The sequence below is a fragment of the Bradyrhizobium sp. LHD-71 genome (genome assembly GCF_031157255.1).
Taxonomy (GTDB): domain Bacteria; phylum Pseudomonadota; class Alphaproteobacteria; order Rhizobiales; family Xanthobacteraceae; genus P52-10.
Genome location: NZ_JAVIFX010000012.1, coordinates 47,721 through 63,188, shown reverse-complemented (window position 1 = coordinate 63,188; position 15,468 = coordinate 47,721). Strand labels below are relative to the sequence as shown.

The following is a 15,468-nucleotide window of genomic DNA, read 5'->3' as shown; positions in this document are numbered from 1 at the left end:
CATCATCGAGTCATGATCGACTTCCGCAACATCGAGACCTTTTTCTGGGCAGCCGCGCTTGGCAGCCTTCGCGCAGCCTCGGAGAAGCTCGGCACCACCCAGCCCGCGATCTCGCAGCGGATCGCCTCGCTGGAGGCCGCGCTCGGTGTTCGCCTGTTCGAGCGCGACGCGCGCGGCGTAAAGCTCACGGCCAAGGGCCATGAACTGCTCGCCTATGCGGAACGGATGATGCAGGCGCGGCGCGACATGATCCAGGCCGCCCGCGACCAGACCACAATGAGCGGAACGCTACGTATCGGCGTAGCCGAGACCATTGTCCAGACCTGGCTGCCCAAGCTGATCGAGGAAGTTCACGTCGCCTATCCGGCACTCGTCCTCGAGATCGAAGTCGACAGCACACATGTGCTGCAATCCCATCTGATGGCGCGCAAGATCGATCTCGCCTTCCTGCTCGGCCCGGTTCTCGAGCCGCGGGTGGAGAACCTGCCGCTCTGTACGTATCCGCTCGCCTGGGTCGTCAAACCCGGCGCCGATCTCGGACCCAGCCCGGTCCCGCTCGCACGCATCGCCGAGCTCCCCATCATCACCTACGCCTCCAGCAGCACGCCCTACCGACAGGTCCGCGACATGCTGATGCGCGCCGGCATTTCGACCCCGCGCATGTATGGCAGCGCCTCGCTCTCGATGGTGGTGCGGATGGTGCTCGATGGCATCGGTGCGGCGGTCATCACACCAGTCTTCCTCGGTCGTGAACTGGCGCGGGGCGAATTGCGCATCCTCCAGGTCGAGGCCGATCCGTTGCCCGACCTGAGCTTCACCGCGAGCTGGATCGACGGGCCCGATAGCTATCCATCCCGCATCATCGCACGCATGGCGCAAGCGGTTGCCCGGCAGGACGCGTCCGGTGCCGGACAGTGATAAATTTGGCTTATACCCTGGTTCCAAACATACGATTGGACAGCAATGTCCATGATGCCCTTGCAATGACAGGGCATAGACGGCTCTAAAGTCACGGCAAGGGTCAGGCGTTGAACGTTGCAAACACCCACTGTTTCGGTGCGCTTTATCACACGCGCTGCGCTCGTCTCGGCCTGATCCGAGATGGTTCTCGTCACGCCGAACAGCCAAGAACGCCTGCTGGCCACGCCGCGCGTGCCGGTCCTGCGACTCGAGGCGCGGAGAACCGCATCAACAACAAGCAACCAGGGGAAATCGATGAAAGCTCTCATTCTAGCCGCCGGTCTGCTCACCGCGACCGGTGCCGCCGCACAGGACCTGCCGAAAACCAACCTCAAGGTCGTGGGTGGGCTGAGCAACCTCACAGCGTACCAGGATTACGAGCAGCCGTTCTGGAGCAAGACGATTCCAGAAAAGTCGAAGGGCCAGGTCACGGCCGAAATCAAGGGCTTCAATGAGATGGGGCTGAAAGGGCCCGAGCTGCTGCGGCTGATGTCGCAGGGCGTGATCGAATTCGGCACCGCCACCCTGTCCTACTTCGCCAGCGACAACCCGATCAACGAAGCGATCGATCTTGCCGGCCTCGCGCCCGACGCCAAGACAGCGCGCATGGTCACCGAGGCGTTCGAGCCGGTCTATGCCAAGTTCTACGGCGAAGGCTCGAAGGTCCGCCTGCTCGGTATTTCGCCCTATCCGGCGCAGGTCCTGTTCTGCAACGCCGAGATGAAGGGGCTTTCAGACCTCAAGGGCAAGAAGGTCCGGACCTCGAGCCGCACCCAGGCCGAATTTGTCGAAGCCTTCGGCGGCTCCAGCGTGACCATGGCCTTCGGCGAGGTTGTGCCGGCCTTGCAGAACAAGGTCGTCGATTGCGCCATTACCGGTTCGCTCTCGGGCTATTCAGCCAAATGGTACGAGGTCTCCACCCACCTTCTGGCGCTCCCGATCAACTGGAACCAGCAGATCCATGCGGTCAACGAGGCTGCGTGGAACAAGATCGATCCGAAAGTCCGCGAGTTTCTGGCCACCAACATCAAGACCCTGGTCGCGCAGATTTGGGACGCCGCCGCGCAACAGACCCAGCAAGGCTATGACTGCAATACTGGCGCCGCAGCCTGCACGCTCCCCGTGAAAGGCAAGATGCAGCTCGTCGTTCCGAGCGATGCCGACAAGGCGCTGCTCAAGACCGTGCTGCAGGAGAAGGTGTTGCCCAAATGGGCGGCTCGCTGCTCGGCCGATTGTGTTTCCGGCTTCAACGCCACGATCGGCAAGGAGCTCGGCCTGACAGCCAAGAAGTGACCGCTGCAAACGGAGACCGGCGCGCCGGTCTCCGCCATCTCTCGGGAGCCCAGGATTCCATGACAAGCTCGTCCCCGCCTGACGCTCTTGCGGCACTGCTGCGTCATGCCGAAACCCTGTCGCGCGTCGCCGTCTGGTGCGCCGGGGCGCTGACGATCGCGAGCGTTCTGCTGATCTCGTTCGATGTACTGGCTCGGAAATTCCTCGGCTTCACCACCGGTGGCGCAGATGAGCTCTCGAGTTACGCCTTCGCCGTCAGCACGAGCTGGTCGCTCGCCTTCGCCACCCTGCAGCGGGCCAACGTCCGTGTCGATGCGCTCTACCAGTACTTCCCCGTGCGGCTGGCTGCAGTCGTCGACTGGCTGTCCCTGGTCGCGCTTGGCGTCTTTATGGCGATGCTGACCTATTACGCCTATGACGTGGTCGGTGCGTCGCTGGCCCAGGGCTCGCGGGCCAATACGCCGCTAGCGACGCCGCTGGCGATCCCGCAGGGGCTGTGGTTCTCGGGCCTCGTGTTCATGTGCGTCATTCTTGCGCTGATGCTGCTACGCGCCTCGATCGCGCTGGTGACCGGCGATATCGCAACCGTGAAGGCGATCGCCGGAGTTCGCTCGACGCAGGAGGAAGCCGAAGAGGAAGCTGCCGCCGGCGAGCGCATGGTCAAGGGAGAGGCCGCATGATCGCCACGACCCTGATCCTTCTGCTCGTCCTGATCGGCCTGTCGATTCCAGTCGCCGCAGCGCTCGGCGTGCTGGGCCTGATCCTTGACCCGCTCTACTCGATGTTGCCGCTGACGCGCGGCATCGGCGAGCTCGCATGGAGCACCAATAACGAGTTTCTTCTCGTCGCCATCCCGCTCTTCATCCTCCTTGGTGAAATCCTGCTGCGCGCCGGCTTCGCCGAACGCATGTACGGCGCGATGAGCCTGTGGCTCTCCTGGCTGCCCGGCGGACTGATGCACGCCAATATTGGCGCCTCCGCCCTGTTCGCGGCGACCTCGGGATCAAGCGTCGCAACGGCCGCGACTGTCGGCACGGTCGCGCTGCCACAGATCAAGCGCTACGGCTACAACGAGCCGCTGTTCCTCGGCAGCCTGGCGGCGGGCGGAACGCTTGGCATCCTGATCCCGCCCTCGATCAACCTCGTACTCTACGGGGTCCTGACCAACTCCTCCGTGCCGAAGCTCTATCTCGCCGGGATCATTCCGGGCCTGCTGCTGGCCGGTCTGTTCATGCTCACGGTCATCATCGGCTGCGTGGCGAAGCCAGAATGGGGTGGGCGGCGCATCACCGCGACCTGGGGCGAGCGTTTCGTCAGCCTTGCCCATCTCGTGCCGCCGCTTGGCATCTTCCTGCTTGTGGTCGGATCGATCTATGCCGGCCTTGCCACACCGACGGAAGCTGCCGCGCTCGGTGTTACCGGCGCGATGGCCCTCGCGGCATGGTCCCGACGGCTGACGCTCTCGATGCTGCGCGAAGCCGTCGAAGGCACCATGAAGGCGACTGCGATGATCATGCTGATCATCATCGCGGCGGCCTTCCTGAACTTCGTGATGTCGGCGACCGGCATCACCGACGCAATCACCGGCTCGATCAGAGGCCTGGGCTTGTCGCCGGTACAGATGCTCGTGGTGATCGTGGTCTTTTACCTGATCCTCGGCTGCTTCATGGAGACGCTTTCCATGATGATTACAACAATCCCGATCGTAGCGCCGATCATGATCCAGCTCGGCTACGATCCGATCTGGCTCGGCATTCTGATCATTGTCCTCGTCGAGGCCGCGTTGATCACGCCGCCGGTCGGCCTGAACCTCTTCGTGGTGCAAAGCCTGCGCAAGAGCGGTTCGATGAACGCAGTGATCACCGGCAGCATGCCCTACGTGGCAGCGATGGCGGTGCTGATGCTGCTGCTGGCGATCTTTCCCGACCTCGCGCTCTTCCTGCCCCGCGTTTTCGAATAGCCGCGGCGCACTGCCTTCCAATCAAATAACCGCAGGACGTCATGGAACTGAATTTCATTGTCGACGGCAGCACCGGCGGGCAGGCGCTCAGCGTCGATCTCACCGAGTTGGTAGTCGCGGGCTGGGCCGGGCGCGACCGCGCGGCGATCGAGCATCATATCGAGGAGCTCGCCGCCATCGGCGTGCCGCGCCCGAGCACGGTGCCGCTCTATTATCGCGTCGCCGAGAACCTGATGACGCAGGCGAACCGCATCCAGGTGCTCGGCGGCGAAAGCTCCGGCGAAGTCGAGACTTTCGTCTTCAGCGCAGGTGGCCAGATGTATGTCAGCCTCGCTTCCGACCATACGGACCGTAAGCTGGAGACGCTGGGGGTCGCGCTTTCCAAGCAGATCTGCGCCAAGCCTCTGGCGCGTTCAGCGTGGCGCTTCGCCGAGGTCGCCGGGCACTGGGACGAGATGGTCATCCGCTCCTATATCGAGGAGAACGGAGCGCGGGTCCTCTACCAGGAAGGTCCGCTGGCCGCGCTACGGCCGCCGCTCGAACTTATCCGCGGCTTCACCGGCGGCGCCACGCTCCTGCCGGAAGGAACGGGCATGATCTGCGGCACAGTCGGGGCGATCGGCGGGATCCGACCCGCCCCGGTCTTCGCAATGGAGCTGTTTGACCCGGTGCTCGGCCGCACCATCGAGCACGTCTACCGGATAGAGCAGTTGCCGGTTGTGGCCTGATCATGCGCCGGACGGCGACCGAACTGCAAGGACGCTCGCGCAACGGCGCGGGCGACCTCCTTTGGTTGACTGGATTGATAATCGCCGGCTCAGCCGGTTGCGATCGCGATCCTGTCCATCGGACAGGTGATGAAACTGGCGCTACGCGCAGCTAATGACGACTGAGGCCATGCAAAGCAATCTGTCCATATCCGATCCTTATGCGGCGCGGCTTGCCGCCCGCTCAGGCGCCCTCGACGGGCCAACGGCGAATGTCGCGCCGGGCTTCGTGCAGGCCAATCTGGCGATCCTGCCGCGCGACCTCGCATTCGAATTCCTGCTGTTTTGCCAGCGCAATCCGAAGCCCTGTCCGCTGATCGGGATGTCGGAGATCGGCGATCCCATGCTGCCGGCACTCGGGCGCGAACTCGACGTCCGCAGCGATCTTCCACGCTACCGCGTCTGGCACGATGGCGAGCTCGTGGCGGAGCCGACGGACATCCGTGAACTCTGGCGCGACGATCTCGTCAGCTTCCTGATCGGCTGCTCGTTCTCCTTCGAGGAGGCGATGATCGCCGCCGAACTTCCAGTGCGCCATATCGAGCAGAACCGGAACGTGCCGATGTATCGCACCTCGATCGCGACCACTCCGGCGGGCCGCTTCTCCGGCCCGCTCGTCGTATCGATGCGTCCGCTGTCGCCGGCCGATGCGATCCGGGCGGTCCAGGTGACCGCCCGCTTTCCGTCGGTCCATGGTGCGCCGGTTCACCTGGGCGACCCTGCTGCCATCGGAATTCAGGACATCGCGGTCCCCGACTACGGCGACCCCGTCGAGATCAAACCTGGCGAAATACCGGTGTTCTGGGCGTGCGGCGTCACACCGCAAGCCGTGATCGCCACTGTGCGGCCCGGGTTCTGCATCACCCACGCCCCGGGCTGCATGCTCGTCACCGATATTCGCAACGGCACGCTAGCGACCGGCTGAACCGCCGCTGCTGCAACCATGCGCGTCATGAGCGCATGCGTGGAGGCCGAAGCAAGGACGGCCGCTCCTGCATGGGTCGGCGCGAGAGGTCATCGCACCCGCAGAAAAAAGCCCGCCTGCAGTGTGCAGGCGGGCGGTCTTTCCTGGTTGGTCCGCTCGGGCGCGATCAGCTCTGCGGCGGATTATCGGTCGCAGGCGGCGTCGGCGGACGCGACCGGCGCTCGGACATGAACTGATCGAACTCGGCCTTGTCCTTGGCGTGACGAAGACGGTTCAGGAAATCCTTGAACTCGTTCTGCTCGTCCTCGAGCCGCCTCAACGTCTCGGTGCGATACTCGTCGAAGGCGCGGTTGCCGCTGGAGGGGTATCGCCCTTCCATGCGCGAGCGCATCTTCTCCATCTTGTATTGCATCTTTTCCATCTTGTGCTGCCAGCGGCCGCCGCATCCGTACATTTTTCTTCCCCATATGATGTAGGCGAGAATGGCGAGACCAATCGGCCACCAGAACACGAAGCCGAGGATCATCAGGGCAATCCAGCCCGGGTGTGACGGGGTCTCCCAGAAACTCGGGCTGTCGTTCCAGGCAGGACGGCCCCACCGTTCGCTGTCTGCGGTATTGGACATGATCCTCTCCCGTGGGTGACTGACTGCCACCGTGAATGTAAATAACATTTACATAGTTAGCGGAGATGGCGTGGAAGTCAAGCGAGCCAAATCCACAAACGCGTGAAAAATGTTTCTTCAGGAACTGCGGCACCGCGGCCCAGCTACCTTGGCTTCTCGGCGTCCGTACCGATCGGAAATCCAAGGCCGCGGAGGTAAATCAGCACGCCGGCCTCCAGCAGATCATCGGGCGACATCGGCAACTTGCGCCGCGAACCGTCACCGCGCGCAAACAGCGACGCGATGCCGTGCGACAACGACCAGATGTGCAGCGCCATCATCATCGCCGGCGGGCGCGAGACGCCCGGCGGCGTCATTGCCGCAAGCCGTTCAGCGGCGTTGCGGATCACAGCGAAAGCGCGCTCGCTCGCCGCGAACAATCCCGGATAGGCATCGATCGCCAGGCCCGACTCGAACATCGCCGAATAAGACGCCGGCTCGTCCCGCGCGAATTTGAGATACGCTTTGCCAAGGCGCTCAAACGCGGTCGGTGTATCGGGACGACCATCGTCCCAGGCAGCAGTCAGCAGCGCCTCGAACTGCTCGAAGCCGCGTTGCGCGATGCTGGACAGAAGCTCGTCACGATCCCGGAAGTGACGGTAAGGCGCCGCGGGGCTGACGCCCGCCGAACGCGCCGCCTCGGCGAAGGTAAAGCCGGCAGGGCCCTTCTCTGCGATCAGATCGAGCGCGGCCTGCAGCAACGCCTCTTTCAGGTTGCCGTGGTGATAGCCGCGTTCGCTGCGGCCGCGATCCCTGCGCCAGCTCATGTGAATGGCTATTACATGACTTGCAGTGAACCGTCACTGAAGGATTTGCGCCCAAGCCGAAGGGTTCTGGCGCAAGTTTAGGCGAGCTCTATCGATCCTTCGGCCTGCCGCAGATGAGGTCGGCCGCCGCTGCCGCAATGGCTTCCAGATCCTTGCGCGGCACACGCACCCGCGCACGCACCGCCAGCGTGTGGATGGCGGCGCTCGCAAGCTGCGCCAGCAGCGCGGGATCGGCGGTGGCGGCAAGCTCGCCCTTCGCCTGCGCCGCCTTGAACAGGCGTGCGAAGGCACGGTCCATCTCATCAAGGCCGCTGACGGCAAGTTCGCGCAGAACAGGATCGAACACGGCTTCCGACGTCGCGGTCATGACGGTGAAACAGCCGCGCGGGCCGTCCTCACCCGAGACGTACATATCGATTGCGACCGCATAGATCTGGCGCAACTGCTCGCGCAGCGGCCGATCGGATGCGAAGATATCGGCCATCCGCTGCCGCCCCCGCTCGCGATAACGCTCATAGGCCTTCACATAAATGTCGCGCTTGTCGCCGAACGCGCCGTACAGGCTCGGCCGATTCATACCGGTCGCAGCACTGAGCGTATCGAGTGAGGTCGCGGCAAATCCGTCGCGCCAGAACACGTCCATCGCCCGTGCGAGCGCAACGTCCGGCTCATAGGCGCGCGGCCGACCGCGCTTCCTTGGCGCCGTCGGCGCCTCGCTCTTGGCCGGACGATCTGATCTTTTTTGTACCACTTCGCAAAATAATCCTTGATCAGGTTCAATTTATGCGACACGGTACAAAATACAACGGACGCGTCTTGCCGGATCAGCGCCGTGTGTTGGTCGGATCAAAGGGAGGCTACCCATGGATCTCTATTTCTCTCCGCTCGCCTGTTCGATGGCCACGCGAATTTCGCTTTACGAAGCCGACGCCGAGGCCAATTTTCTTGAGGTCGATCCTAAGACCAAACGCGTCCTACAGGACCAATCGGATTTCCACGACGTCAATCCGCTCAGCCTTGTACCCACGCTGCGAACCGATGATGGCGTGATTCTCACCGAGAATGCAGCCATTCTTCAGTATGTGGCCGAGCGCTTCCCTGACGCTCACATCTCCGCGAAACCCGGCATCGAGCGCACGCGGCTGCAGCAGTGGCTGAGCTTCATCGGCACTGAGCTGCACAAGGGACTGTTCGTAACGCTGCTCGAGCCCAAGGCGCCGGCGGAGGCGAAGGCCTATGTGCTGCAGCGGAATCTCTCCCGGCTCGATCACGTCAACAAGCATCTCGAGGGACGCGAATTCCTGCTCGACCACTTCAGTGTCGCCGATGCCTATCTCTTCACCGTGCTGAACTGGACACAGGCGATCCCCGCGATCGATCTCGCGAAGTGGCCGGCGATCACCGCATACTGCGACCGCATCCGCAAGCGCCCGAGCGTCAAGAAGGCGGTCTCGGAGGAATTCACGCTCTACAAGGCCGAGCTCGCCCGTCACAAGGCGGCGTAGAACCACGGAGCACAGCGCCTGCTCTCGCCAGCATGGGGCGTAAGCAGGCGATGCGCTCGGTCATGTGCCGCTGAAAGTGGCAGTATTCGTCCTGCCGGCGACGCAACTCCGACCCTCCGAATGGTGCGTTGACGTAAACAGCCGAACGCGGTTGAAGCGCACATCATGTCCGAGGTCCGAGCACGCCCGCCGGATGCGCCAATCGCGCGCCCGGATCGCAAAACATCTGTCCCCGATCGTCAGCAGCCCGCCTACTGGTCGCGCGCCGGCCTGATCGAAGGCGCGCGGGCGATGCTGCCACTTCTGCCGGGCCAGTTCGCGTTCGGCATGGCGTTCGGCGCGCTGGCAGCGCAGAAGGGCTTCACGCTGGTCGAGGCGGTGGCAATGACCGGCATCGTCTACGCCGGCATGTCGCAATTCGTCATCCTGCAGTCGTGGCCCGACGCGCTGACGGTCTCCACTGTCACCGCGGTTATGCTGCTGACCGCGACCGTGAACGCCCGCTTCTTCCTGATGAGCGCGAGTTTGCGTCCCTGGTTCAGCACATTGCCGGTGTGGCAGGCCTATCCACCGCTGACGATCCTGACCGATGGCGGCTGGCTGAATTCGATGCGCTACCGCGATCGCGGCGGCGCCGATGCATCATTCTTCCTTGGCGGTCAGATCCTGTCCTACGTCTCATGGACCTTTGCCGCTCTCCCCGGCTATCTGCTTGCCGAGCGTCTGACCGACCCGAAGGCTTACGGCGTCGACCTTCTGATGCCGGCGTTCTTCGCGGCGCTTCTCATTCCGTCGTATCGCGGCCTTGAGCGCACGATACCGTGGGTGATTTCCGGCATCGTCGCCACCACGGTTGCCTGGCTTACGTCCGGCTACTGGTTCATCATCGCCGGTGCCGTCGCAGGATCCGTCAGTGCAGCTTTCATCCTCAGCGAGGGCAATACCAATGGCCGCTGAGCTGATGCGCACGGACGTGATGATCGTGATCGCGGCGATGGCACTTGCCACCGTCGCGCTGCGCACGACCGGCTTTTGGTTGATGCGCTATGTGCCGGAGACGCCGCGCGTCAAACGCATGCTCGAGGCTCTGCCCGGCTCGATCATCGCCGCGGCCGTGCTGCCGGTCGTCGCCCAGGGCGGCCTTGTCGCAGCGCTTGCAGTCCTCGCCGCCATGGCGTCGATGTGGCTGACGCGCAGCGACTTCGTCGCAGTGATCACCGGCATGGCCGTCGCCGCGCTCGCACGCTTCGCGGGGCTGGGCTAGTGGTGCTGGCTTTTGCCAACCCCATCCAGCCTTGACTACGACGCCGCCTCCACCGTCAGGCTGGCGCCATCGGCGCGCACAACCTTGACACGGCTGCCGGCCGGGCAATCCGGCCCGCTGACGCGCCAGACCGTGTCATCGACTCTGACCGTGCCGGTGCCGTCCATGATCGGCTTTTCCAGTGTGAACACGCGTCCCACCAACGCGTCAGTGCGGCGGTTGAGAAAGGCACTGTCGGCATTCGGCGCACTGCGGGTCGCGACGCGCCGCCACAACGGCACGGCCGCCAGCGAGAACGCGGCAAACGCAATCACCTGGACCTGCCAGATCCAATCGGCAAACAGCGTGACGATGCCGACCAGCAGCGCCGCAAGTCCGAGCCAAAGCAGGAAGACGCCCGGCGCGATCAGCTCGAGCCCCATCAGCAGCAGGCCGACGATCAGCCAATTCCACGAGCCGAGCTTGACGACAATGTCCCACATCACTTCCAAGTCCCACTAGTGTCCCGGTTCTAACGTTCGCATCACTCTGCGGCAACCTCGTCTGCGAAGGTTAGCACCTCGCACGACACTCGCAATTTCATGAAGCTCATGCGCTTCTTGGATTTCGTACACAGGAGTCGCAGCAATGCTGGTACGAGCCAATCCAGCGCACTAGCTGGTCTGCGAACCGCCCGTATTCGGCACTGTGCCGGTCCGACGCGGAACGCTGGTCCCAGTCTGGCCTTCCGAACCGAACGTTGCCCGGGCGATCTCGCCGATGCCGGCGAGCGAGCCGAGCACGCTCGTCGCTTCGATCGGCAACATGACGATCTTCTGGTTGGGCGAGTGCGCGATCTCTGAAAACGCCTTGATGTAGCGATCGGCGATGAAATAGTTGAGTGCCGCCACGTCGCCCTTGCCGATCGCCTCGCTCACCATCTGTGTCGCCTTGGCCTCGGCTTCCGCTGCGCGCTCGCGCGCCTCGGCGTCACGGAATGCGGCCTCCCTACGGCCTTCGGCCTGCAGGATCTGCGCCTGCTTCTCGCCTTCGGCGCGCAGGATCTCCGATTGCCGCTGACCTTCCGCCTGCAGAATATCGGCGCGCTTGACGCGCTCAGCCTTCATCTGCCGACCCATCGCCTCCACCAGGTCGCTCGGCGGCACGATGTCCTTGATCTCGATGCGGTTGACCTTGACGCCCCAGGGTGAAACGGCGGCGTCAACCACACGCAGCAGCCGCTCGTTGATCTCATCGCGATGCGACAGCGCCTGGTCGAGGTCCATCGAACCCATCACTGAACGGATATTGGTCATCGTCAGCGTCAGGATCGACTGGTTGAGGTTGGAGACCTCGTAGCTCGCCTTCATGGCGTCGAACACCTGATAGAAAGCAACGCCATCGACGGTGATGGTTGCGTTGTCCTTGGTGATGACCTCCTGCTGCGGGACGTCGATCACCTGCTCCATGATGTTGACCTTGCGGCCAACCCGATCGAAGTACGGAACGATGAAGTTCAGCCCCGGCTGCAGCGTCCGCGTGTATTTGCCGAACCGCTCGATCGTCCAGTGGTAGCCCTGGCCCACGGTCTTGACGCCCGCGAACAGCGTCAAGATCACGAGCAGAACGAGAATGATCGTAAAGATATCAAAGCCCGACATGTAATGTGTCTCCCCTGCGGCCGGCAATGTGAAACACCGCGCGGCCCTGAGCAACCGGATTCGGTTCGCGACGGTGTATGATCAGCGTGTGACGGCTTGCCGTCGGTGATGCTGTCCTTTGTCGCGCAGAAATAATCTGAGGTTCGATACGAACAGACCGGCCGTCGACCGGTCACACGTTTCCTTCAGATCCAGCCTTGCTCAGATCCAGCCCTGCAATTCGCGCATCACGAGCTGGCGGATCACGTCCATGCCCGCATCGCTGTCGTTCAAACAGGGAATGAACGAGAACTGCTCGCCGCCATTGTGTCGGAAGATTTCTGCGTTCTCCTGCGCGATCTCCTCCAGCGTCTCGAGGCAATCGGCCGCAAAGCCCGGCGTCACCACCGCAATCCGGCGCTTGCCGCTCTTGGCAAGGCCCTCGATGGTCTTGTCGGTGTAGGGCTTCAGCCACTCGGCGGAGCCGAAGCGCGACTGGAACGTCAGCATCAGGCTGTCTGTGTCGAGGCCCAAACGCGCGCGCAGCGCCTCGGTCGTCGCCACGCATTGCGCGTAGTACGGATCGCCCTTGTCGACATACTCCTGCGGCATGCCGTGGAACGAAGCGACGATCGTATCCGGCCGATAAGGCAACGCCGCGAGATGCGCCTTTATCGACAAGGCCAGCGCTTCGATATAGGTGGCATCGGTCGGATACGCCGGCGCGAAACGAATCGCCGGCTGCGCGCGCAGCTCCTGCATCACCCGAGCGACCTCGTCACAGACCGTCGCGGTGGTCGCCGCTGAATATTGCGGATAGAGCGGCACCACCAGAATGCGACCGCAACCTTGCGCGACCAGCGCATTGATCCGCTCGCGGATCGACGGATTTCCGTAGCGCATGGCCCAGTCAACGACGATCTGCGAACCCGCAAGCTGTTCGCTGAGCTTTCCGGCCTGCGAGCGCGTAATCGTCTTCAGCGGCGACTCGTTCTTCTCGGTGTTCCAGATTTTCCTGTAGTCGCGCGCCTTGCGTCGTGGACGAACGACAAGAATGATGCCGTTGAGAATGAGCTTCCAGGCCAGCCCCTGCTCCTCGATCACCCTGCGGTCGGACAGGAACTCGCGCAGGTAAATGCGCACGCTCCTGGCGTCCGCCGCGTCGGGCGTGCCGAGGTTGACGAGCAGCACGCCGACGCGCTCCGATGCCGCCGCGCGCTCGCTGTTGAAGTCATTGACCGCCATGATGGCGATGCCTTCGCGCGCCGCCGTGGTGCTGTCAAGACGTACGGCCTGCGACGTAATTTACGCCAAGGCCTTATCGCGCCCCATACAGCGCCTGCGGCAATGCGGTCGCAAGCTGCGGTGCAAACCACAGCGCGACCAGCGCAAGAAGCTGGATGGCGATGAAGGGAACAACACCCAGATAGATGTGCCTGGTCGTCAGTTCCGGTGGCGCAACGCTGCGCAGGTAGAACACCGTCGGCCCGAGCGGCGGGTGCATATAGGACGTCTGCAGGTTGACCGCGAGCAGGACGCCGAGCCAGACCGGATCAATGCCCGGCATGGCAAGCAACGGCACGGCGACGATCGGGACAATCACCACGATGATCTCAAAGGCGTCCATCACGAAGCCGAGTAGGAACACCGCCAGCATCACCACCAGCACTGCGCCCGCGGGACCTCCCGGAAGCTGACTCAGCGCGCGGTGCACAAGGTCGTCCCCGCCCAGCCCGCGGAATACCAGGCTGAACATCGTCGCTCCGATCAGGATCAGAAAGATCATGCTCGACATCTGCGCGGTCCGCCCGACGACGGAGGTGAGCAGCTCGTTCGACAGACCGCTGCGCCAAACCGCCAGCACGAGCGCGCCCACCGCACCGACGGCGGCAGCCTCGGTCGGCGTCGCGAAGCCGCCGAGGATCGAGCCGAGGACAATAGCAATCAGCGCCAGCGGGGCGATGAGCGCACGCAGCAGCAGCGTCGGCGCGGCATGCTTTCGCCCCAGAATGTCAGCCGGTATCGCCGGCGACCAGGCCGGCTTCAGCCAGGCGACGGCGACAAGGTAGGCGAGATACAGGGCGACCAGCAGGAAGCCCGGCACGATCGCGCCGGCGAACAGATCGGTGACGGTGACCGGTTGCGGCGCGAACACACCGCTTGCGAGCTGCGCCGACTGCCAGGCGTTGCCGATCTGGTCGCCGAGCAGCACCAGCACGGTGGCAGGCGGAAACACCTGCGCCAGCGTCGAGGTCGCAGCCACCGTACCCGCGGCAAGCCGCGGATCGTAGCCATGACGGAGCATCGTCGGCAGCACGATCAGCCCCATGGTTACGGTGGTTGCGCCGACCACGCCCTTCGCCGCCGCAAGCAGGAGACCGACGAACAGCACGGCAATGCCCAGCCCGCCGCGCCAGTTGCCGAGCATCCGTGCCAGTTGTTCCAGCAAGTCTTCGGCAACCCGCGAGCGCTCCAGCGTCACACCCATGAAGATGAAGAGCGGAATGGCCATCAGCGTTTCGCTGGTGATGACGCCGTAGATGCGCGAGGGCACCGCGTGCAGAAGCGAGATCGGAAACAGGCCGAATGCATCGGCCGCCAACGCGACCGCAAGCGACATGCCGCCAAGCGTGAGCGCGGCTGGATAGCCGGCCATCAGCGTGCCGCAGACCAGCACTACGAGCAGGATCGCGAGCAGCTCGATCCCGCTCATCGGGCTGCAGCGCCGCTGGACCGGTCCGACATCAGCGCCAACGCAGCCCGCCCTGCCTGGGCCAGGCCCTGCAGCAGCATCAGCGCGGCAAACAGCGGGATCGACGACTTCAGGAGGAAGACCAGCGGTATGCCGCCAGCCTCGCGCGAGCCTTCGCCGATCGCCCATGCCCGGCTCGCATATGGCCACGAGTACCAGATGATGGCGGCCATGAACGGAACGAGCAGCAACAGCGCGCCGGCGAGATCGATCTTGGCCTTGGTGCGCGGCGCTGCCTCGGCATAGAAGACGTCGACGCGCACGTGTCCGTCGGCCTGCAGCGTCCAGCCGGCCGCAAACAGGACGAGGATCGCGAGCAGATAGTGGAGCGCTTCCTGCATCCACAGCGAGCCGAAGCCGAAGACATAGCGCAGCGCGACGATGGCGAACTGCACGACAACCATCGCCAGCACCGCCCAGGCGGCGATGCGGCCGACAAAGCCGTTGAGGCGGTCGATCGCGCCTGCAATGCGAACTAATACCGTGCTGTTCATGGTTATGAATGATTTGCGAGACGTCACCGCAACGACGGTGGCCGCGCCGCAGCTAGTCCCGAGCAAGGTCCTTTTCGCGACTTGCGATCAGCGTCCGCAGAGAGTCTGTTACGGCGACCGGCCGATGCGTCTTCTGATCGGTGTAAACCCACACGATCTCGCCGGTCGCGCGAAGGTCGTCGCTGCCCTTGGCAAAAATCGCCAGCGCAAGGCTGATCGACGACCGGCCGATTCTCCCAACACGCACGCAAACATCGATTTCTTCGTCGAACCGGATCGGCGCCTTGTAGTCGACGATCGACCTGACGATGTGGAAATCGTTGCCGGTCCTCGTTGCCTCGCCCAGGTAGTCATAGCCGAGCGCGCGAAAATACTCCGTGATCGATGTATCGAAATACGTCAGGTAGTGCGCGTTGAACACGACGGCTTGCGCGTCCACCTCGGAATAGCGCACCCGGAACGGATGATGAAACCAGAAATCCTGCCGCATCGGCCCTC

At 63.6% G+C, this 15,468-nt stretch carries 18 protein-coding genes; 9 read left to right on the top strand and 9 right to left on the bottom strand.

Going from position 1 to position 15,468, the window contains the following annotated elements; all coding sequences use genetic code 11:
* Positions 1-12: 12 nt before the first annotated feature.
* The 6 genes from RCO31_RS14785 (at position 13) to RCO31_RS14760 (ending at position 5,905) form a co-directional block, all read left to right on the top strand.
* Positions 13-918 (top strand): LysR family transcriptional regulator, encoded by a 906-nt coding sequence (locus tag RCO31_RS14785; RefSeq protein ID WP_308969171.1) that lies wholly within the window; start codon positions 13-15, stop codon positions 916-918.
* Between the two features lie 297 nt (positions 919-1,215).
* Positions 1,216-2,253 carry a TRAP transporter substrate-binding protein gene (locus RCO31_RS14780; protein ID WP_308969170.1) on the top strand — a complete coding sequence of 346 codons (1,038 nt, stop codon included), beginning with the start codon at positions 1,216-1,218 and terminating at the stop codon, positions 2,251-2,253.
* A 59-nt stretch (positions 2,254-2,312) separates the two neighbouring features.
* Positions 2,313-2,933, top strand: a complete 621-nt coding sequence (locus RCO31_RS14775; protein WP_308969169.1) for a TRAP transporter small permease — start codon at positions 2,313-2,315, stop codon at positions 2,931-2,933.
* Positions 2,930-4,213, top strand: coding sequence for a TRAP transporter large permease (locus RCO31_RS14770; RefSeq protein ID WP_308969168.1), 1,284 nt, complete (start codon positions 2,930-2,932; stop codon positions 4,211-4,213). The genes RCO31_RS14775 and RCO31_RS14770 overlap by 4 nt, the downstream gene beginning before the upstream one ends.
* A 41-nt stretch (positions 4,214-4,254) precedes the next feature.
* A complete protein-coding gene (locus tag RCO31_RS14765) occupies positions 4,255-4,941 on the top strand; it encodes a DUF2848 domain-containing protein (protein ID WP_308969167.1) in 687 nt (228 codons plus the stop codon).
* 154 nt (positions 4,942-5,095) lie between these two features.
* Positions 5,096-5,905, top strand: coding sequence for a putative hydro-lyase (locus RCO31_RS14760; RefSeq protein ID WP_374991484.1), 810 nt, complete (start codon positions 5,096-5,098; stop codon positions 5,903-5,905).
* Between the two features lie 166 nt (positions 5,906-6,071).
* Here RCO31_RS14760 and RCO31_RS14755 read toward each other — a convergent pair whose 3' ends face one another.
* The 3 genes from RCO31_RS14755 to RCO31_RS14745 all read right to left on the bottom strand — a co-directional run bounded on the left by RCO31_RS14755 (position 6,072) and on the right by RCO31_RS14745 (position 8,087).
* Positions 6,072-6,530 (bottom strand): DUF2852 domain-containing protein, encoded by a 459-nt coding sequence (locus RCO31_RS14755; RefSeq protein ID WP_308969165.1) that lies wholly within the window; start codon positions 6,528-6,530, stop codon positions 6,072-6,074.
* Positions 6,531-6,673: 143 nt separating this feature from the next.
* Positions 6,674-7,336: a TetR/AcrR family transcriptional regulator gene (locus RCO31_RS14750; RefSeq protein WP_308969164.1), complete on the bottom strand. Its 663-nt coding sequence runs from the start codon at positions 7,334-7,336 to the stop codon at positions 6,674-6,676.
* A gap of 88 nt (positions 7,337-7,424) precedes the next feature.
* Positions 7,425-8,087 carry a TetR/AcrR family transcriptional regulator gene (locus RCO31_RS14745; protein ID WP_308969163.1) on the bottom strand — a complete coding sequence of 221 codons (663 nt, stop codon included), beginning with the start codon at positions 8,085-8,087 and terminating at the stop codon, positions 7,425-7,427.
* 112 nt (positions 8,088-8,199) lie between these two features.
* Between RCO31_RS14745 and RCO31_RS14740 the strand changes: the two genes are divergently transcribed.
* From RCO31_RS14740 to RCO31_RS14730, 3 genes are all read left to right on the top strand, one after another.
* Positions 8,200-8,841 carry a glutathione binding-like protein gene (locus RCO31_RS14740; RefSeq protein ID WP_308969162.1) on the top strand — a complete coding sequence of 214 codons (642 nt, stop codon included), beginning with the start codon at positions 8,200-8,202 and terminating at the stop codon, positions 8,839-8,841.
* Positions 8,842-9,006: 165 nt separating this feature from the next.
* Positions 9,007-9,798: an AzlC family ABC transporter permease gene (locus tag RCO31_RS14735; protein WP_308969161.1), complete on the top strand. Its 792-nt coding sequence runs from the start codon at positions 9,007-9,009 to the stop codon at positions 9,796-9,798.
* Positions 9,788-10,105, top strand: coding sequence for an AzlD domain-containing protein (locus tag RCO31_RS14730; protein ID WP_308969160.1), 318 nt, complete (start codon positions 9,788-9,790; stop codon positions 10,103-10,105). Before RCO31_RS14735 ends, RCO31_RS14730 begins: the two co-directional genes overlap by 11 nt.
* 35 nt (positions 10,106-10,140) lie before the next feature.
* On the opposite strand, the gene RCO31_RS14725 is transcribed toward RCO31_RS14730, so the two are convergent.
* From RCO31_RS14725 to RCO31_RS14700, 6 genes are all read right to left on the bottom strand, one after another.
* Positions 10,141-10,587: an NfeD family protein gene (locus tag RCO31_RS14725; protein WP_308969303.1), complete on the bottom strand. Its 447-nt coding sequence runs from the start codon at positions 10,585-10,587 to the stop codon at positions 10,141-10,143.
* Positions 10,588-10,758: 171 nt separating this feature from the next.
* A complete protein-coding gene (locus RCO31_RS14720; RefSeq protein ID WP_308969159.1) occupies positions 10,759-11,745 on the bottom strand; it encodes an SPFH domain-containing protein in 987 nt (328 codons plus the stop codon).
* A 201-nt stretch (positions 11,746-11,946) separates the two neighbouring features.
* Complete coding sequence (gene hemH / locus RCO31_RS14715; protein WP_308969158.1) at positions 11,947-12,969, bottom strand: ferrochelatase; 1,023 nt, start codon at positions 12,967-12,969, stop codon at positions 11,947-11,949.
* Between the two features lie 73 nt (positions 12,970-13,042).
* Positions 13,043-14,437 carry a TRAP transporter large permease subunit gene (locus tag RCO31_RS14710; protein ID WP_308969157.1) on the bottom strand — a complete coding sequence of 465 codons (1,395 nt, stop codon included), beginning with the start codon at positions 14,435-14,437 and terminating at the stop codon, positions 13,043-13,045.
* Complete coding sequence (locus RCO31_RS14705; RefSeq protein WP_308969156.1) at positions 14,434-14,970, bottom strand: TRAP transporter small permease subunit; 537 nt, start codon at positions 14,968-14,970, stop codon at positions 14,434-14,436. The genes RCO31_RS14710 and RCO31_RS14705 overlap by 4 nt, the downstream gene beginning before the upstream one ends.
* A gap of 52 nt (positions 14,971-15,022) precedes the next feature.
* Positions 15,023-15,460 (bottom strand): thioesterase family protein, encoded by a 438-nt coding sequence (locus tag RCO31_RS14700; RefSeq protein WP_308969155.1) that lies wholly within the window; start codon positions 15,458-15,460, stop codon positions 15,023-15,025.
* Positions 15,461-15,468 lie beyond the last annotated feature (8 nt).